17 protein-coding genes are annotated in these 18612 nt (G+C 42.7%); 5 read left to right on the top strand and 12 right to left on the bottom strand.

The genetic code is table 11. The features are described from left to right. Positions 1-162: 162 nt before the first annotated feature. Positions 163-1272, bottom strand: coding sequence for an alpha/beta fold hydrolase (locus tag NLP_RS31870; protein WP_104910200.1), 1110 nt, complete (start codon positions 1270-1272; stop codon positions 163-165). A gap of 423 nt (positions 1273-1695) precedes the next feature. On the opposite strand from NLP_RS31870, the gene NLP_RS31865 reads away from it, so the two are divergent. Continuing rightward, complete coding sequence (locus NLP_RS31865; RefSeq protein ID WP_104910199.1) at positions 1696-6405, top strand: non-ribosomal peptide synthetase; 4710 nt, start codon at positions 1696-1698, stop codon at positions 6403-6405. Positions 6406-6625: 220 nt separating this feature from the next. On the opposite strand, the gene NLP_RS35385 is transcribed toward NLP_RS31865, so the two are convergent. From NLP_RS35385 to NLP_RS31810, 11 genes are all read right to left on the bottom strand, one after another. Next, the gene (locus NLP_RS35385; RefSeq protein WP_234017407.1) at positions 6626-6799 is read right to left on the bottom strand and encodes a hypothetical protein; all 174 of its coding nucleotides are present in this window, start codon (positions 6797-6799) and stop codon (positions 6626-6628) included. Positions 6800-7009: 210 nt separating this feature from the next. Beyond that, on the bottom strand, positions 7010-8833 hold the full coding sequence (locus NLP_RS31850) for a hypothetical protein (RefSeq protein ID WP_104910198.1): 1824 nt from the start codon (positions 8831-8833) through the stop codon (positions 7010-7012). Further along, complete coding sequence (locus tag NLP_RS35380) at positions 8830-9408, bottom strand: hypothetical protein (RefSeq protein ID WP_104910197.1); 579 nt, start codon at positions 9406-9408, stop codon at positions 8830-8832. Before NLP_RS35380 ends, NLP_RS31850 begins: the two co-directional genes overlap by 4 nt. Positions 9409-9479: 71 nt before the next feature. Next, positions 9480-10151 carry a hypothetical protein gene (locus NLP_RS31840; RefSeq protein WP_104910196.1) on the bottom strand — a complete coding sequence of 224 codons (672 nt, stop codon included), beginning with the start codon at positions 10149-10151 and terminating at the stop codon, positions 9480-9482. A gap of 8 nt (positions 10152-10159) precedes the next feature. Next, positions 10160-10603, bottom strand: a complete 444-nt coding sequence (locus NLP_RS31835) for a hypothetical protein (RefSeq protein WP_104910195.1) — start codon at positions 10601-10603, stop codon at positions 10160-10162. Positions 10604-10694: 91 nt separating this feature from the next. Continuing rightward, on the bottom strand, positions 10695-10889 hold the full coding sequence (locus NLP_RS33890) for a hypothetical protein (protein ID WP_158680630.1): 195 nt from the start codon (positions 10887-10889) through the stop codon (positions 10695-10697). A gap of 8 nt (positions 10890-10897) precedes the next feature. Continuing rightward, positions 10898-11134 carry a hypothetical protein gene (locus tag NLP_RS31830; RefSeq protein ID WP_104910194.1) on the bottom strand — a complete coding sequence of 79 codons (237 nt, stop codon included), beginning with the start codon at positions 11132-11134 and terminating at the stop codon, positions 10898-10900. 28 nt (positions 11135-11162) lie between these two features. Next, positions 11163-11381, bottom strand: coding sequence for a hypothetical protein (locus NLP_RS31825; RefSeq protein ID WP_104910193.1), 219 nt, complete (start codon positions 11379-11381; stop codon positions 11163-11165). A gap of 94 nt (positions 11382-11475) precedes the next feature. After that, on the bottom strand, positions 11476-11721 hold the full coding sequence (locus NLP_RS31820) for a hypothetical protein (RefSeq protein ID WP_104910192.1): 246 nt from the start codon (positions 11719-11721) through the stop codon (positions 11476-11478). Further along, entirely contained in the window at positions 11718-11951 is a 234-nt protein-coding gene (locus NLP_RS31815; protein WP_104910191.1) for a hypothetical protein, read from the bottom strand. The genes NLP_RS31820 and NLP_RS31815 overlap by 4 nt, the downstream gene beginning before the upstream one ends. Before the next feature lie 3 nt (positions 11952-11954). Continuing rightward, positions 11955-13070 (bottom strand): ParM/StbA family protein, encoded by a 1116-nt coding sequence (locus NLP_RS31810; RefSeq protein ID WP_104910190.1) that lies wholly within the window; start codon positions 13068-13070, stop codon positions 11955-11957. Between the two features lie 276 nt (positions 13071-13346). Here NLP_RS31810 and NLP_RS31800 point away from each other — a divergent pair, with 276 nt between their 5' ends. The 4 genes from NLP_RS31800 to NLP_RS31785 all read left to right on the top strand — a co-directional run bounded on the left by NLP_RS31800 (position 13347) and on the right by NLP_RS31785 (position 17904). Next, on the top strand, positions 13347-13526 hold the full coding sequence (locus NLP_RS31800; RefSeq protein WP_158680629.1) for a ribbon-helix-helix domain-containing protein: 180 nt from the start codon (positions 13347-13349) through the stop codon (positions 13524-13526). 76 nt (positions 13527-13602) lie between these two features. Beyond that, positions 13603-14328 (top strand): hypothetical protein, encoded by a 726-nt coding sequence (locus NLP_RS31795; protein ID WP_104910188.1) that lies wholly within the window; start codon positions 13603-13605, stop codon positions 14326-14328. Positions 14329-14605: 277 nt separating this feature from the next. Continuing rightward, positions 14606-14845 carry a hypothetical protein gene (locus NLP_RS31790; RefSeq protein ID WP_104910187.1) on the top strand — a complete coding sequence of 80 codons (240 nt, stop codon included), beginning with the start codon at positions 14606-14608 and terminating at the stop codon, positions 14843-14845. Then, positions 14845-17904 (top strand): DUF5906 domain-containing protein, encoded by a 3060-nt coding sequence (locus NLP_RS31785; protein ID WP_104910186.1) that lies wholly within the window; start codon positions 14845-14847, stop codon positions 17902-17904. The genes NLP_RS31790 and NLP_RS31785 overlap by 1 nt, the downstream gene beginning before the upstream one ends. Positions 17905-18612 lie beyond the last annotated feature (708 nt).

Genomic DNA, 18612 nt, shown 5'->3' with positions numbered 1-18612 from the left:
TTATGCCATCCGGTATATGTGTACGAGCCGCAGTAGCGATTAACTCAAGCTGTTAGGAAAATGTGCGAATTGGGTGGCGACCTCTACTTTGGAACTAATCAAAAGGTACTAAGTACATCTAGCCCGTGAAGAAGCAAAGGAAGTTTTAGGTAATCATCCCAGCTATAAGCAGCCAGCACAAAACGTGCTGACTGCTTTGGCAAACTGTTGGTTTTGTTCCATCAATGCCATGTGTCCACCTGGTTTTATGGTGACTCTTTGAGAGTAAGGCAATTCTGCTTTCATGCGATCGCTTGCAACAGGTTTAGTTGCTATATCTGAATTGCCGCAAACAACCAATACAGGAATGTTAATAGTTGCAAGTGTTTCTGTTTCATCAAACTTCAACATTGCCAGTGTGCCACGAGCCAGAACACCAGGCGAACCCAATGCTGATAATAGACCTGCAAAACTTAGTTGACCACGTGTTTCAGTACCCGTAAATCCAGACAGTTCGACAGTGATGTACAGCGAACCATTCAAATACGAGAGCCAAGTCATCAACCAAAAAATCGGCCACAGCACAGTAGTCAGGTACAACACAGGTTCGAGTACCGGTTTCTGCAATTTACGTACCAGACCGCTAAAAATACAAGTTTTTACCGGATTGGTGTAAGTAGTATCTACAAGAATTAAGCCAGCCACCCGACTCCCTAATTGCTCTGGAAACAGGCGACAGAATGTCAGGTTAATCATCCCACCCATGCTGTGTCCTACCAAAATAACAGGTTTATCCCCTGCTATGGCAACAACAGCTTCCAAGTCACGGGCATATTTTTCTATAGAGTGATCGTTGTTTTTCGGTTTGGAGGATTTTCCTAGCCCTGGTAGATCCCAAACAATTACTCGGAAGCGATCGCTCAGTTGTCGTTTGGCATAATACCATACAGTACTGTTTGGCCCCCAACCGTGTGACAAAATAATTGGTTGACCATCTTCAGGTCCAAAAAACTCTACTTGCAACACGCTCCCATCTGGACGTGACAAGCGCTGCACGGTTTTGCTACGCATAAACTTGGGTTCCTCGACTCCAGGGCGGCGCAGCAGTGGCAAACTGATAAAACGACCGCCAAAAGTCCACAGAACCATTATTAGTCCAGCCACCAAGTAAGATGTTCCTACAAGTTCTCGTTCGTACCACTCATAGAGAATGTATATTCCCCCACCAAGTACCCCAACGGACAGCAGTTGACTCAACCATACGAGCAGTAAATTATGAGGCATGAACAGCATGAGCCTAAACCTTGCGATACGTCATTAACTGCATTGTCTTTTAGGTTCATACCACAGTTACAACCATCCGATTTTCAACCTCAAGAATGATTTATACCCTGTTATAAGTGTGATAAAAATATTGGGTTAGTTAATAAGCAGTGCAGCTAAGTAGAAATAACTATTTATTTAAAAAAGCTTAAAAAGCTTATAATTCAGAAGGCAGAAGTACGAAGGCAGAAGGCAGAAGGGAACCCACGTTTAAAAACGTGTGATTTATCTTGGACGCTTTCTATCTCGCGCTACGCGTCTCGATACAATTCCTTTTTTAAACTGGGCTTTAGACCCTGCAAATGCAAGTTTTTTATTAATGCTTTTTTCCTTCTGCCTTCTGCCTCCTGCCCTCTGCCTTTGTTGTAACAATAGTTGCGAAGGGGTGTAATTTTGAATACCGTTGAGTTTTTATCTTATCTTCGCAGCTTAGATATTCAAGTTTTTATTGATGGTGAAAAGTTTCGCTGTAACGCCCCTGAAGGAATTATTACAGCAGAACTGCGTGCAGAAATTCAAGAGCGGAAAGCAGAAATTATTGAATTTTTAGAAGTATCTAATCGTACTAAGAATCACAGCTTTAGACCTCTAGTATCTATTTCGCGGTCAGAAAATCTTCCCCTCTCTTTTGCTCAACAACGGCTGTGGTTTCTTGACCAATTAATCCCTAATAATCCTTTCTATAACATTCCACTAGCACTAAATTTAACAGGTTCGCTCAATCAAGCCGCGCTAGAGCAAACTTTTAACGAAATTGTGCGCCGACATGAAGCTTTACGCACCACTTTTGTCATCCAGTCAGGGCAACCAGTTCAGGTAATTAATCCTACGCTCAAAATACCCTTACCAGTAATAGATTTACGGCAACTGCCACAAGCCGAACGAGAAATACAAGCACGACAACTTACTACCCAAGAAGCTCAACATCCTTTCAATTTATCAACTGATTCGTTGCTACGAGTAAAACTGCTGCGGTTGGATGAGACACAATACATCCTGCTGCTGACTATGCACCACATTGTCTGTGATGGTTGGTCTATTGGGGTGCTGATTCAAGAGATAGCAGCACTTTACACAGCCTTTGCCAGCAATCAGCCTTCTCCTCTAGCGAAACTTACAACCCAATATGCAGACTTTGCATACTGGCAACGCCAGTGGTTGCAAGGGGAAGTATTAGAAAAGCAACTGAGTTATTGGCACAAGCAATTAGATGGCATTTCTATGCTAAATCTGCCAACCGACAGACCAAGACTAGCTGCTCAAAGTTACCAGGGTGCAAGGCAACCTCTGCAATTATCAAAAAGTTTGAGCAAAGCACTTTTAGCTCTCGGACAGCAAGAAGGGGTAACTTTGTTTATAACCCTACTAGCAGCATTCCAAGTTTTTCTTTACCGCTACACACAACAAGAAGATATTGCTATCGGTTCACCTATTGCCAATCGCAACCGCAGTCAAATTGAGGGATTAATTGGTTTTTTTGTCAATAGCTTAGTACTGCGTACCCAACTAAGTGGAAATCCAACTTTTAGGGAATTATTGAGTCAAGTCAAAGAGGTAGCTTTAGGGGCATACAGCCACCAAGATTTGCCTTTTGAAAAACTTGTAGAGGAACTACATCCAGAGCGGAATTTAAATCAAAATCCACTCTTTCAAGTAGTTTTTGCGCTCCAAAATGCGCCAATGTCCGCGTTAGAGTTACCTAGTTTGACTTTAAGTCCGCTACCATTTGAAACGGAAACAACGCGCTTTGATTTGGAGTTCCACTTGTGGGAGCCAAATACTCAAAATGGGTTATGGGCAGATAGCTCAGAGGGAATTAGTGGTTTTGTAATTTACAGCACTGATTTATTTGATGACGCTACTATCACCAGGATGCTAGAACACTTCCAAATATTACTGGAGGGTATAGTTGCAAATCCAGAAGACCGAATTGCACAATTACCACTTTTAAGCGCATCTGAGCTAAATCAATTATTAGCTGAATGGAACAATACCCAGGCAGATTATTCTCAGGATAAGTGTATCCATCAGTTATTTGAGAGTTTTGCAGAGCAGAAACCTGATGCCATAGCCTTGGTATTTGGAGACAGACAACTCACCTACAAGGAGTTAAATATACGCAGCAACAAACTTGCACATTATCTAAAAAAATTAGGAGTTGAAGCCGAAGTTTTAGTAGGACTTTGTGTAGAACGCTCTTTTGATATGGTAATCGGGATGTTGAGCATCCTAAAAGCAGGCGGAGCTTATGTACCTTTAGATCCAAGCTATCCGTCTGAACGTTTAAACTTTATGCTTGAAGATACTAACATCTCAGTTTTATTAACTCAAGATAAATGGATTAAACGTCTAGGAACCCATAATTCAGAGGTAATCGCTTTAGATAGTGATTGGGAAATTATTACTCAAGAACTTGAAGATAATCTTACCAGTCAAGTTAAAGTAGATAACCTTGCTTATGTTATTTATACCTCTGGCTCAACTGGAAAGCCTAAAGGGGTTAAAATAGAACATAAAGGATTGTTAAATCTAGTTTTTTGGCATCAAAAAACGTTTACAGTTTCACCTCTTGACCGAGCAACGCAGATTTCGGGAGTTGGCTTTGACGCTTGCGGTTGGGAAGTTTGGCCTTATCTTAGTGCTGGTGCAAGCATTTATTTTGTAAATGATGAAATCAGGCAAATACCTGAACAACTACGAGATTGGCTAGTATCAAAAGCGATAACAATTTCTTTCATACCAACACCTTTAGCAGAGAAAGTTTTATTATTAGATTTTCCGAAGAACGCGGCTTTACGAATATTACTCACAGGTGGAGACAAATTAAATCAATATCCTTTAGCTGACCATCCTTTTCAAGTAGTTAATAATTATGGGCCAACTGAAAACACAGTTGTTACAACTTCTGCTCATATTTATGTTAAACATAAAGATAATTTAGCACCTGCAATTGGTCGTGCGATCGCCAATACACAAGTTTACATATTAGATAAATATTTACAACCTGTACCCCTCGGCGTTTCGGGAGAGTTGTACATAAGTGGTGATGGATTGGCGCGAGGTTATTTAAACTGTTCTGACTTAACTGCTGAATCCTTCATTTATCATTCTTTTACTAATAAATTAAAAGCACGGCTTTATAAGACAGGTGATTTAGTTCGCTATCGAGTAGATGGCAACATTGAATTTTTAGGTCGCCTCGACGAGCAGGTAAAAATCCGCGGCTACCGCATTGAGTTGGGAGAAATTGAAGGGGTACTCAGTCAGCATCCAGCAGTGCAGCAAACTGTAGTTATAATTCGGGAGGAGAAAGGAGAAAAACGCCTAGTAGCTTATGTAGTACCAAAAACCGAATACAGCAGCGAGCAAGAGAATATGCAATTAATGCAATTGCAGAATGAGCAAGTTTTGCAATGGCAGATGCTCTATGACGAAACTTATAACCAACCTGTTGATTCCGATCCAAAATTGAATATTGTAGGCTGGAATAGTAGTTATACAAATCAACCTATTCCATCAGAGCAGATGCGTGAGTGGGTGGATAACCAAGTCGAGCAAATTTTGGCTTTTCAACCTAAACGAGTGTTAGAAATTGGTTGTGGAACAGGTTTAATTATGTTTAGGGTTGCACCTCACTGCACTAAATATTGGGGGACAGACTTTTCCGGAGTTTCACTTAACTACATTCAGCAGCAGTTACAAAAGCAAGAAATGCCGCAGGTAACGCTGTATCAGCAAATGGCTACTGACTTCGAGAAAGTAGAAACAGCAGCTTTTGATGCAGTAATTCTGAACTCGGTTGTACAATATTTTCCTACTATTGATTATCTGATTAGTGTATTAGAAGGTGCTGTGCAGGCAACTGCTCCGGGTGGCTTTATCTTCATAGGAGATGTGCGTAGTTTGCCACTCTTGCAAGCTTTTCATGCGTCAGTGCAACTGTATCAAGCTGAACCTACCCTTAGCAGCTTCGAGTTGCAGCAACGGGTACAAATGCAAATATTTCAAGAAACAGAGTTAGTCATTGACCCAGCTTTTTTTACTGCCATAAAGCAACACTTTCCCCAGATAAATCATGTACAAATTCAACTGATGCGGGGTAAACATCACAATGAGTTAACTGAGTTTCGTTACAATGTGATTCTTCATATTAGTGCCGAAACTGTTAAGAATACTGGAAATTATTCAGTGCTGAACTGGTCTGAAGATAATCTAACAATCTCAGCAGTACGTCAGTTATTAATTGAGAATCAACCAGAAATATTAAGCATTATCAATGTACCTAATGCGCGGGTAATGTCAGCAGTTAAAACAGCAGAATGGCTATCAAACGTAGAAGGTTTTAAAACTGTAGGTCAAATACGTAAAGCTTTGCAAGAACTCGAAAATTTCGGAGTAGATCCAGAAGATTTATATGCGCTGAATGTACCTTATGGGGTTGATATTACCTGGTCACATTCAAGTATTGAAGGTCATTATGATGTGGTTTTTGTACGACAAGATGGAGTAGGTAAGAGAATTATTTTTCCACATAGCACGACTCACTCTCGTCCCTGGCAATCTTACGCCAATAATCCCCTACAAGCCAAAGCAGCGCGTAAATTAGTGCCGCAGTTACAGACTTACGTAGCACAAAAACTGCCTGAGTACATGATGCCATCAGCTTTTGTAGTATTAGAGTCTTTACCTCTAACAGCTAATGATAAAGTCAATCGCCGCGCCTTGAGAGCATTGCATGATGTAATTAAGCCCCAATTGCCTAAAAATTACACCGCACCTCGGACTGCTGTTGAACAAGTGCTGGTGAAAATTTTTGCTGAGGTTTTGGGAATTAAGCGCGTAGGAATTTATGACAATTTCTTTGAATTAGGCGGTCATTCATTACTGGCAACTCAGCTTGTCTCTAGAGTGCGCGACGGTTTATGTGTGGAGTTACCTTTGCGTAGCGTATTTGAAGCATCGACAATTGCACAACTATCTAAAGTGGTGGAAAGCTTTAAAGAAAGCAATACTCAAAATCAAGCCCCAGTTTTAGTACCACTATCGCGTGAAAGTCGGCGGATTAAGTTATCTTCCTTAAACGAACAGAGCAAGGGGCATTAGTAGTATATGAAAAAAAATGCTGACTCAACACTGGCTCCCATTCTTGATTATAGGAGGTTTATTCAGCATGATATTTATTCCAAATATGCTTAAGAAAGACTCTTCTTTATCTCGTTACTCTGAGTTTGATGACTACAAAAATCGTTCTGGACTTTTATTCCCAAAACTGTTTTTAATGCCAGTTTCTAAGCAACAAGAAAAGACTGTTATTTAAAATCAGCTATTTTTTCATTTTATCTTCAAGCTCCTGGAGTGTGTTGTAGGAGTAATAGTCATCTCCTGACATTGTTTGAGTGGCTTCACCACTAACTTCTATGTCAGGAGATTGTGAAATAGCAGTCTTGATACCTAAGAGCGTGAATGGTTCTCGTTCAACGATGACAATTTTTAGCATGATGCGTGATAATCTTCTAATAATAAATGGCTATTTTTTGGCTGATTTATTATTGGTGTCTCTGCCGTGGGTGTCCACGATGCCGTAAAGCAGCCGTAGTCTACGACCTATACAGGGCAAGGATTGCCGTGATTGCTGCCTCCTGACGTAGACACCCAGAAAAGCCAGTTTTACATACCTCCTGCTCACTACGGCATTACGGCAATACGCTCACCAATCAGGGAGGGAGTAGTTATCATTGCCGTCAGAATTTATCTTATGAGCCTTAAGTAATTCAGCTAAACCATCAATTAATTTTTGGTCTGAATAGCCTAATAATCTGTCAGCCTTCTTCAAATCCCGTAATGTTTTTGGCGTTTTGTTCTTCACGTTCTGGAAGTATTCATAAATTTTTTTAGCCACCTCAGATAATGGCTTTTGTTGGTGATGGTGAGTCTGACTTAAATTAAATTCAAGCTCATATACTCTATCTAGATATTCCTGCTCCGAAGCAATCGGCTTGGCTTTATTAGATAATTTTGGCATTAATGCCACAACAAAACCTCCAACGGAAGCAATCATCACTGGACGTAAGTTTTGATAAGAGACTGCTTTAACTGACTGGTATTTAGATTTAATTTGTTCTCTCTCTTGCTTACCTGGAATAATGTCACCTCTATTTAAAATCAACTCCAATACCCCATAAGATTCTTGCTCCCTTTCGTTCTTGATATACCTGTTACCTAAGAGCAGTAAATTGAGACACATCCGGGTTTGAGCATCCATCTTTTCAATGCCCAAAGCCGCCAAATTAAAAGATTGTAGCGAGGCAATAAACTTAGTATTAAACTCTCGACCAATCAGTAAAACATCAAGTAATTTACCCCCATAATTCCAGTCGGAGTAATGCTTGCTTAATTGGTCAGCAATCACTAACCAATCATCCAGAATTAGAATCAATGGTGGTAAGGATTCGCGCTTTGTTTCTGGTAGTTGCTTACGCTTTTTGTAGTCGGTGTAAAAGCTATCAATTACCTCTTTGGCTAGGTCTGGGTTTTCTTGATCAAAGACAATTACTCTCTCCTTCTCTCGTAAACCACAGAAACTATCATTCTTAGCACTAATTACCCAGATATCAGCATTAGGTGAATCTGCCAAAATCTTCTCAATTAAGTAATTGAGCGTTACTGATTTACCGCTTCCCGGTGCGGCAACTAAAGCAGTAGAGCTATCGGCTCTGGCTAGGGCTTGCAAAGTATTCAGGGCAAGAGCTTCTGATGGGTGAAGACTTCCAGCAATATTTTGTTGTAGCGTCTCTTGAGAGCTTCCTTCAACCTTATCCCCAGGATTAGCAATATCCTGCGTTGACTGCCCTGGTAATGCTGCGGCTGGTTGTCCAGTTGCCTGTTGCAGTTGCACCCGTGCTTCTGCCTCTGCCCTTAATCTCACTTGTTCCTGAAAGATGGCTAACTCTTGCGGTGTCATTTGTGACAACTGCGCGGTTCTTACCCGTCTATTCTCCGTCCATTGGTGGAATTCGTAATCTAGTTGTGCGCTATATGCTTCCTTATGGAGCCTTAACCCGTACCAAAGTTTAGAAATTAACCAGTTGCTACGAATTTCTTCCCTAACAGAGGGCATTAGTTGGACTAATCGCCATTCCCTAGCTTTGGATAACCCATAGGCTCCTCCTAGAAAAAACACTGAAGCTAATCCCCACAAAGCCTTATCCGGGTTACTTGGGGGGATTATTCTTAAACGGGTAGCTTTGGTTGGCAGGAAGTTATCACGCTGAAACTCTGGGTTAGCTGGTGCATAAGCTTCAGCATAAAACTCCGCTTCGGGCATTATGTAACGCTTGTTGGGAGTGCAGTACCTTTGACGGTTAACCGGATGAGTGAGCTTTTCGGGGATGAAGCAATATTCAACCAAACTAATCATCGTGCCAGTAAATGACTTTGCCCCACAAATTAAGCCAATGGTTGCCAGCAGCCCCACAGTGATATTGTTGGCTGTTCCTGATCGTAAATAATCCTCAAACTGCTTACGTTTCATTGGCTTCTCCCCCTCGTCATAGCTGCAAGCAACAACACTCCTAATGCTGCCAACCCGATCATTAACCAAGGGGTGTCAGTCTGGGGACTGGGCTTAACTTCGTACTGTCTTACTTCTGAATAGAACCGTGTCTTACCTGTATTAGTTGCATTAGACACCATTCGATACTCGTCAAAAGCCACCCACAGCGAAGCCCCTACACTTGCAGTTTGGGCAGTCGCCACTATGAAGTCTTTACCAATATAGATTCTGCCGTCATAGTGAATTTTCGTGAGAGTGTTGGCGAAAAATAGCCCAAGTACAATGCTGCCGAGTGTGCCAGAAGCGATCGCCCCAATCCCTAGAGTTGTTAGTAGGCTGACTCCAGCATTGGCAGTAAACACACCCAGGAATGTAGCCAGTGCTTTGTTTAGCAGTTGCTTGTTACTGAAGACATCTCTAATAGATTGCTCTAACCGATCGCCGTCTTCGCTCTCTGGGGTCGGTTTTTCTTCAGTAGTTTCACCCCACATTAACGGTGTGGATTGTTCGCCATTCGTTTGGAACTGTGATAATAGGGAATCAATTTCATTCATGTTTACCTCGCCTGGGGTGAAACAGAAAAAGCCAGAGTTTTCCGTCACTACTGGCTTTTAGCTAACTATGGTTAGATGCCCATAAAATTCCTGAACCAGTCGCCTACTCGACTAATCCCAGCAGTACGCGAGTAATTGGGCTTTGGTATGCGGTCGGTTTTGGCTTCACTGCCATTAGTCCACAGTGCGCTAGTTACGGCATTTTCATAAGCTCGATCTGCTGCGTCTTGTGTCTCAGGCAGCTTGTTAGAAGCTTTGATTAAATCAACTTCATACTTAGCCAATGCCATAAGGTCTGCTGTGGCCCCAGATATCTGAATCAAGGATGAACGTTGAGCGTGACGGGTGGCCTCGGCAGTGGTAGCGTTGACGTGTTCCGCCTGCATTTCGGTCATCTCGTTCTTAAAACGCTGCTCTCCTGTCTTACTGGTGTTGATAGCTTTCAGGGTTTGCGTACCGTGTTTTTGGGTCAATTGCACCAGTTCAGCGTAGGCTTGGTTTACATCGCCAGTTGTTTCAATAATCTTCCGATATGCTTCCAAAGCTTTAGGCAGATTGGCCTTAGCTGTGTCAGACAGTCGCGCCATGTCTGCAATTTTGGTGATTACCGTTTGATCTCCCTGTAAGGCTTTGTTGAACTCTGATGCCGACACATCAAACAGTCTCCCCATTGCTCCTAACGTACCGGGGGCATTGTTGGGAATATGATTTTTGAGTTTCGCTCCTCCAAAATTACGTGCCATTTAATCTCCTAATAAGGTATTAAGTCGTAGTTGATATCGCTCGACTCTTGGAGCAATTCATGCCAATAGCCCATCTCTTCAAATCGGCTATAAATTCTCGTTGCTAGTTGCCTTATGGGGTCGTCCAAATCTTCAGATATTAAATCAAATCTGTTGCAGCCAAACGCCAAAGTATTTGCAATGTCCGCGTCAATCCCATTACCCAAGAATTGACCAAATGCAGCAGAGTATGGATGGTCATCGATTGTTTCATGAGTTGCTAAGAATTCAGTTCCGGTGAAGGGTGGGTAATTTTCACTTTCTTCTAGCGGTGTGTCAAGTGCCTCAATATCAGCCGAAATCATTGCTGACCACTGTTCAGGATTTTCTGCTTTGAATTGCTCTAATCTCAGGGCGCGGTCAGTCAGAGGTGAGCGTCCCCAATCGTTGGGATTTTTGTAATCAAGTGTCATTTGTTAGAATCCTTGTAACGATGTGTACTTGATGCACTTTCGGGTGAGGCGATTGCACTTACTTTGGTCGGTCGGGGCAATCGCTTCATCATCAGTTCTCACAAAACTCAACAAGTTCAAAAACCTCCCTCTGGACTTGGTTTTGACTTAATTCTTTACGCCTGCCCTTAGAGTCGTTAAAAACGAAAGGTGCATTGACTCGACAATTAGAGTGGTGGCTATAGCGCAGTTGTTGACCACGGAATTCATAGAGGTGGTTACGTTGTAGGGCTGTCGTTTCTAACATTTGCTTCCTCAAACTTGGGAGTAGAACTCGATATTTAGAATCGCTTCGTGAATCTCCATCAAGGCTTGCACTGCATCACCTATTTTTAGGTCATTCGATGTACTGAACCGTTCGGACGCTTCGATTTGTTGATAATTTGGGGATGCTTGCACGAACCGAAGAATCTGTTCGCAACCCAGGATGATGGTCATGATTTCGGTAGTTGTTAGGCTTGGCTGTGTCTGCATGGTATCTTGGTCGCTCATGACTTGTTTCCTTGACTTTGGGTTTTTATCACGTTTGTTCGCTATTCTTTCGCTTGAGAGTGATTTTGTAAGTCTCCCCGTTTGGCTTCAAAACAGTGTGTTGCTCTAAACCTAATTCGCTAGCTGCCCTTAAAATTGGACTGACATTTTCAGACGGTTCACCATGAAAGGTTGTCTCCCCTTTTTTACCTTTATCGAGGTTTCTAGAAATCATTTCTTTAAGCGCCTCAAACCCGGACTGTGACATAATTCCTCCTATTTTCTATACAATACTCAAATCGAACTACTGATAATGAGAGCTAGTCGCCTTCTGGGGTTGTGTCTGCATCATGTTTGGGATCTCACAACTTATTTCTTTTCCTTTGGGTTTTGATTGGTGCGGTTGGTGCTTCTGGCTCACTGGCTCTTTGTTTCTGCTCACTCGGCTTTTGCAGTACATAGCTGATTGCACCTCCACCTCCGACAGCTGCGGCAATGGTAAACATATTGTTTCTGCCAAGCTGCTGGACTCCGAAGTAGCCAAGGGCTAATGCTGCTGCTGTTGCACCAATGCCTAAAACCGTGTTTCTAAATGTGGTTCTGTTCATGCTGCCCCTTTAAAATTAGTGACCATTGCGCTAAGTGCCGATTTATTAGGCTGTGTAGATGGCGCTGTTTCTGCTTTGGGTGATGCTTGCACATTGCCATGTTGAAAAATCAGCTTCTCTACACCTGCTGATAATGCTTGTGTCGGTGCATCTTGGGGTAAATCAAAAATCTTGCACAATTCAATTACTGCTAGGTAGGAGATGGTTATACGCCGAGATTCGTAATTCATTAATTAAGCTCCCTTTGCAATTTGAGTTAATAGTTTCAACCCCAAAGCATTGATGAATTGAGGATTATTCAAGACCACAAAACCTAAATCGGCTAGGTTCTGATCCACCACTGGCAGCGAAACACCCCCACCCCAGGCGACAAGGTATTTAGCGCGGTCTAGATAATTGCCAGCAGTCACAAAGTTGGCGAATTTCTCAATCCTGGTACTCCACCACTGATCTAGGCATTGGCTGTACTCTGCCTCAAACTTCTTGCCCGTGAGGTGGTTGCCGCCATAAGTGAAAGTGCCTTCAATAATCCCCTGGTTAACGAGACTGGGCGAGTGCTTCACATCCTTGGACAGCAGACTCACTCGGTCGTTTCGTTTGTCGAGCGCTTCTGCAATCATGGTATGCAGTTCACCGCAACCACCTTCAATCAAGTGACGGTCAATCACTGCACCACTGCCGTTAAAGACAGTTACCAACCAAGTTGATGAACCGATATCGAGAGCGATCGCTAATTCTGAGGGGTCAAGCACCAGGGATGCTTCACCAAATAAGCAGTGGGCAATGCTGCCAAATCCTTCGGGATAAATGCCAGTAACCGCGATGTCAACTGTTTTGGTGACAATAGAACGAGTTACAGGGTGCAGATGTTCAAAGGTGTGAGTCCCCGATACTCTGCGTTTAATCTCAGTCGCCCAGCGTTCGGGGTTGTGATTGCTCAAACTAATTTCTAGCTTGACTCCATCGGGAATATTAAGAACTGATAAGTCTGCAAGGATGCTTTCTAGTGCCAGTTCTGCTTTTTTGGCCTTATCCTCGTGCAGCAAGGTGTGGTCACTTTGAGCGATCGCTGCACTGCCCCAAAAGAATTGAACGTCTTTTAAGTCCAGGCGAGAACCTTCTACATGCCGCACCCAGCAGCCATCTTTTGAGATGGTTTCGTGGTGCATGATGTTTCGGTTGCGAACAAGTGAGTATGCGGCAGGCATCATGATCGAAAAATCACCGATGATTGCCTTCCCATACCCTGCACCTGAGTCTTTTCCGGCGATAAGGTCAGTTAGCCCGGATTTGGCTAACAAGTCAGCTTGAACGAGCCAGTTTTTGGCATTGGTGTATACGGTTGTCATGGTTCAGATGGTTGGTGAAAGTCTTGATTTTCCTGGCTTTGGAGAATTTAGAGGCTCAACCGCCTTAAGTCCAAATATCCAGTTAGCGGTTAGCCATAGCATCACTTTCTGGCTTCTATTGCCTTTGTTGGGTGGCTGTTTTTGGCTTGATAATGTTATAGTAGCAAAGTGTGCATTTTGCGTCAATTACTACGAAATAGTAAAATGCTACTGTCTAACAAGAAATAAACTAATGGGAGGAAGTAGTATTCTATGAATTGTTCACAGAATGAGATTATGAGTAAACGAATATCGGTTGTGCTGCCAGATGATATAGGAGAAGCTGTAGAGAACATGGCAGAGTCAGAAATGCGATCGCTTAGTCAGATGGGAGCAATCCTAATCGCTGAAGCAGTAAAATCTCGGCAAGGTGAAACACCAGCACCGAAGGACAAAAAAGATAAGGGTACACCATGACTGACGAAAGCCACAAGCATTAGAATCAGTACAGTTCGTGCTGATTTTAGATCATCATTAATGTTTAAAGTCTCCAATGACTACCCTGAAAGACCCAACAGCAAATTTTCAACTCCCACTGCACAACGAAGCAGCGTTTGAAAAAATTAGGGAGGCGATAGATTATCAATCCACCGTTGCTCTAGCGGCTGGTGGTCTTGCGCTGGGTACGGGTGGTGTCATGCATCCGTTAGGTTGGTTAATTTTTGGATTGGCTTACAAGCCGTTGGTAGTAACTCAAAAACTGGTAAGGTTACAAAGATTAGGAACCTCAATTTTCCACGAGTTTGAAAACGAAGGAGTGCAAGTTTTCCCAACACTTCCGGTAGAAAACAACAACCCTATCGACTTGTTTGTGAGATTTCCACGAACAACTCACCTGTTTATCTCGATCCGGTCAAAAGGAGATAGGGAAATTGTCTACAACGAAGCAAGAGAGGTTTTACAGGTCAAGCGCAAAGATAATAATGGATTGAAACTATGGAACCCTTGCCCACTGGTTGAGTTAGCAGATTATGAAAAGTGGCTCAACAAGAACAAAGATAAGTTTTTGATGACCTCCCGTGAGGCTCAAAAGACTCCCACAGCAAAAGTTTTGGTTTTATGTCCTCCCACTAAGGCATCGCCAAATCACAAGGAACATCTTTATACGGAGATAGGAGATATGAGAGTTCTAGTTCTCAGGAGGAAAGGCAGTGCATTTGTCATTACAGAGTCGGAAGTCAACAACTTTGTTAGGGCTTGGTTATCCAAGTACAAGTAGGCTAAAAGTTGAAAACCTCGTTTCCCGTTGGGAGACCGAGGTTTTCAGATTTTCATTCAATTGGAATTGGGGATTGGGTTTGACCGCCTAATTAATATCCCTAATAGTAATTTTATCGTACACGATTTGGTGTAAAGCTAATGTAACACTGGCTAACCAGATGTCAACAGCGTTTCGGAAATTTTAGCAAAGCGTGATTTTTGAACGTTTGTACTAGAAGATTACTGCCACGGGATAGCTCCAATTCCTCCACTACACATACTGGAGGATTTGTAAAGTGTCAAAAAAACAGCTATTTCATACTGATACTACCAGCAAGCTGCTATTCGCAACTATTGCTAACGCTTGCCCCCACTGCGGTAAACCAGACTGGTGCTATTCAATAGAAGAATTTACAGTCTGCGATCGCGATCGCTTTCATCAGCCTAACTATGCACTGGCTCAACCGAAACAATCGCCAACTTATGTATTAAGCAATTGTCAAAAATTAAATAATGTTCTTCGAGGTATCGCGTAATGGTTGCACAATTCCCCAATCAACAGGCGTTCGCCTCCTTTGATATTCGCAATTTTGTAGACCAGTTAGAACCAGCCAGAGAGAAAAATAAATACATCTGCCCAGTTTGCGGTGGGCATAATTTATCCATTGTCCAAGAAACTGGGAAGTACAGCTGCTTTAACCAGTGTGAGTGCAAAGACATCCGGGAGGCGATTAAACCCTGGGCTGAAGTGGTGGCAGAAAGGGCAGGGGCTAATTACACTCCATCTCTAAACCGTTTGGCAGCGAAGCCCAAGAGAATCTTGCCCAAAAGTGCGCCAATTCCAGATGGTGAATTAGCACTGGTGATGTTGACCCAAGCGGCGACTGACATACCCCAAACTCAAAACATAACTTGCAAGCTCCCAAAGGGAATACCAGGGAATGCAACACAAACAATCTATCCTTACTCACAAACCCAATGGGTAATTCGCTATGAATGGGCAGATTACATCAAAGAGAAGGGAAAAGATAAATCCTTCCGCCAATGGCACAGGCTTCCAGATGGCACTCCAGAGATGAGAAAAGGGGATGAACCCTGGAAAGCTTACCGCATTGATGAAGCGCTAGCTGCTGCTAAATCAGTGAATGTCACCCCGGCGCTACTCCAGCATGAAGGTGAGGGATGCGTAGAAGTTGGTCGGGAGCATGGTCTTGCTGGGATTACGTTTCAAGGCAGTGCATGGGATAAGAAAACAATCACACCCCAATACCAACTTATCAAAGATTCAGGCATAGGATTAATCATTTTTCTACATGACCCAGACGACACTGGACTGAAGAAACTCCAGACTTGCCTTGAATGTGCTGCCGAAGTAGGAATTGCATTTATTGGAATTAACCCGCACGACATCTGCCCCGATTTACCATATAAATCAAGTGACATCAAAGAAATCTTGGGGCAGATGGAAACACCAGAATTTATCCGTCGGTTAGAGCAGGAGATTCACGCGGCTGTGGCGCAGCGATCGCAAGCGCAACAGGCAGAGGTAGATATCATTGATGATGACGACCAAAATCCGGTTGTAGCCTTTACCCAGCAAGCTTTTCAAGCTCTCTACGGCGATAAGAACTGGATTTGTGCTGCTGATAAGCTTTACTTTCACACTGGCAACCACTACAAACACTCTCCAGATTCTACAGAGCGCAAAAGGATTTATGATTTTTGCAATTCCTTTGTGGTCGAGAATGAACAGGGTAAAAAAACTTGTCCTTACGCTTCACCCAGTTCAGTCAAAAAGGTTTTGGAATGGGCGAAAATGGGAACAGAAATTGACCCAGAACTAATCAATCCTCCTGGTGTAAATTGCACCAATGGAATAGTCAAGGTTGAGTGGGAAGGCAGGGATTTTACAATAAGATTAGACCCGCATACGCCCCAGGACTACTTCATTTATGAACCGTTAATTGAATATGACCCTAATGCTGACGATACATATTGTGAGCAACTTTTAGCTTGTTTAGACAAGCCACAGCAAGAAATATTTCTTAGAAATGTTGCTGCATCAATTGACCTTAAAACTGTTAGAAAATTTAGAGGGAGAGAGGTAAAAGCAATGTTTGCAATTGGTCTTGGTTCTAATGGTAAAGATGCTCTGCGCGAGTGTGTATCAACGATTTACGGAAAGAATGGATTAACTTCTGTCTCCTTGGGTGACTTCCAATCCTACGACGAAGGCAGAAAATTCGGACTAGCCCCACTTATATATAGTCGAGTTAACTGGGCTTCTGAAAACCCACAAACATCTAGGATTGATAGACTTCAAAGTTTAAAATTATTTGTCACTGGAGATACACTACATTGCGAACAGAAAGGGAAAGACCATATAGAATTCTCTTCTAACGCAATAGGTATTTTCAACTTAAACGAGACTCCCGCTTTTCAAGGCGTAATACAAGCAATCAAAGATAGGATTGCAATTTTAGAATTCAAAAAAACCTTTGTAGATAATCCTGACCCAAACAATTCAAACGAGATAAAAGGCGACCCCCGATTCCGTTATGACCCAGAGTTTATCAGAACGAAATTAGCCCCCGCATTCCTAAATAGAATGCTAAAAGCTCTCAACAACCTCATAGAGTCAGGGATTGATTACGAATGTACAACCGACGCTTTCCGCAACCTTCAGAGAGAAAATAACCACCTATTTGATTTCATTGAAGACGAAAAACTCGGTTACGTCGAAGGCGGCGAGATGTCGGCAAGCGCTTTGTGGATGCTCCTAGAGAATTGGTACAAGCAAAACGGCACATTAACTATAGATGACAACAATCGTAGGACATGGATCGACCAAGTTCGCCCCAGCGACAAAAACGTGAAGGGCATCAACCAAATCATCGCTCGAATCGCTCAACTCTTCCCCAAAGCAGTTAAAGGGTCTAGATACTGTGATGTTCGCAAAAAACAGATTCCAATACTGAAAGGCATCGGGATTTTGGAAGTTACCCGCCCCACTTTAGAGTCAACCCGCCCCATACCCGCCCCACTACCCGCCCCAGAAACCCAGTCACAGCAAGCAACCCGCCCCACCCGCTCCAGTTTTTCTAATTTTGGAGAAAACAATGAAGAGTCAGATATGAAAATTGAATTGCTTTCTCCGACAATGGAAAAAGAAGAATATGTAACCCCAACTGGGGCGGGTGAGGCGGAAGTCTTACAGGATAAGGAAAATTGGGGCGGGAACTGGGGCGAAACTGGGGCGGTTAGCTCCCAAAGTGGGGCGGAAAAGCTAGAAAGTGGTGCGGAACCCTTACAGAGCATGGAAAACTCATGCGTCACTGGTGCGTCAGAGCTAGAAAGTGGTGCGGGTGAATCCGAGGAGGTGCGATCTTCCGAAGATTCCAAGGTTTTAGCCTCAGAAGCGATCGCTTGTATCTTGGAATCCCTTAATCCAAGTTGGGAGGTGGTTAAGGATATTTTGAGTGAAATGGAAATTCTTTCTTACTCGGAACTGCACGGGTTTTTGACCTTGGGTGAATTCGCGCAACTTGAGATGCTAGTACCAGCCGCCGAGAGGGAGGTTCACTTTGGCTCATAAAAATGGGTGGTCACTGCCACCCGTTAGCTTACTGTTTTATAAATAAACTACTTAAGGGTATCCGCCGTTCGCTATATTTACCCCAACAAACGGAATTGTTTGTTGGGAACTCGGTTGAAGTGCGATCGCTTAGGGCATCACCGTGCCAGAACCAAGATTCAACATTAAATCTACAAAAATTTACCCCGTTTTTGACCCCTTGTTAAGAATTATTCCTAAAAGGCTAAAACGCCTATACCGTAATCCCTTCAGCCTTTGTAAATAAATCTTGTGAAAGATTACAATTGTGCTGTTTTGTGAATTACACCGAAAATCGCCAAAATTCCCGATTTTCACCAATTCTCACCAATTAAACTCAATATATCCCAATCCTACAGAACGCAAATTCAAATTCATCGCTGATTTTTTTACCTCTTCAACATCTTCCAGTCACCAAATTCTCATTAGCTCAATAATTCCCAATAAATCCCAAAAGTCACCCGATTTATCCCCATATTTTCCTACTAATTTAAAACACGCTTTAGAGGGTCTAAGCCTTGGAATCCATCTTTTTCTGACGCACAGTACGCCATCTTTGGCGGAAAGTTTTTTTGAAAAAAAGTGATGATCAAAGCGAATTCAAAATCACTTGAATCAAAATCAACTACTAAAAAACTACTTTTATGCTACAAGACTAACTGTACAGTTCACTACTAGAACGCTGACCAT

The organism is Nostoc sp. 'Lobaria pulmonaria (5183) cyanobiont', from assembly GCF_002949795.1.
Classification (GTDB): domain Bacteria; phylum Cyanobacteriota; class Cyanobacteriia; order Cyanobacteriales; family Nostocaceae; genus Nostoc.
Note: the sequence above shows the minus strand (reverse complement) of the source record. Positions and strands in the feature narration are given on the sequence as shown.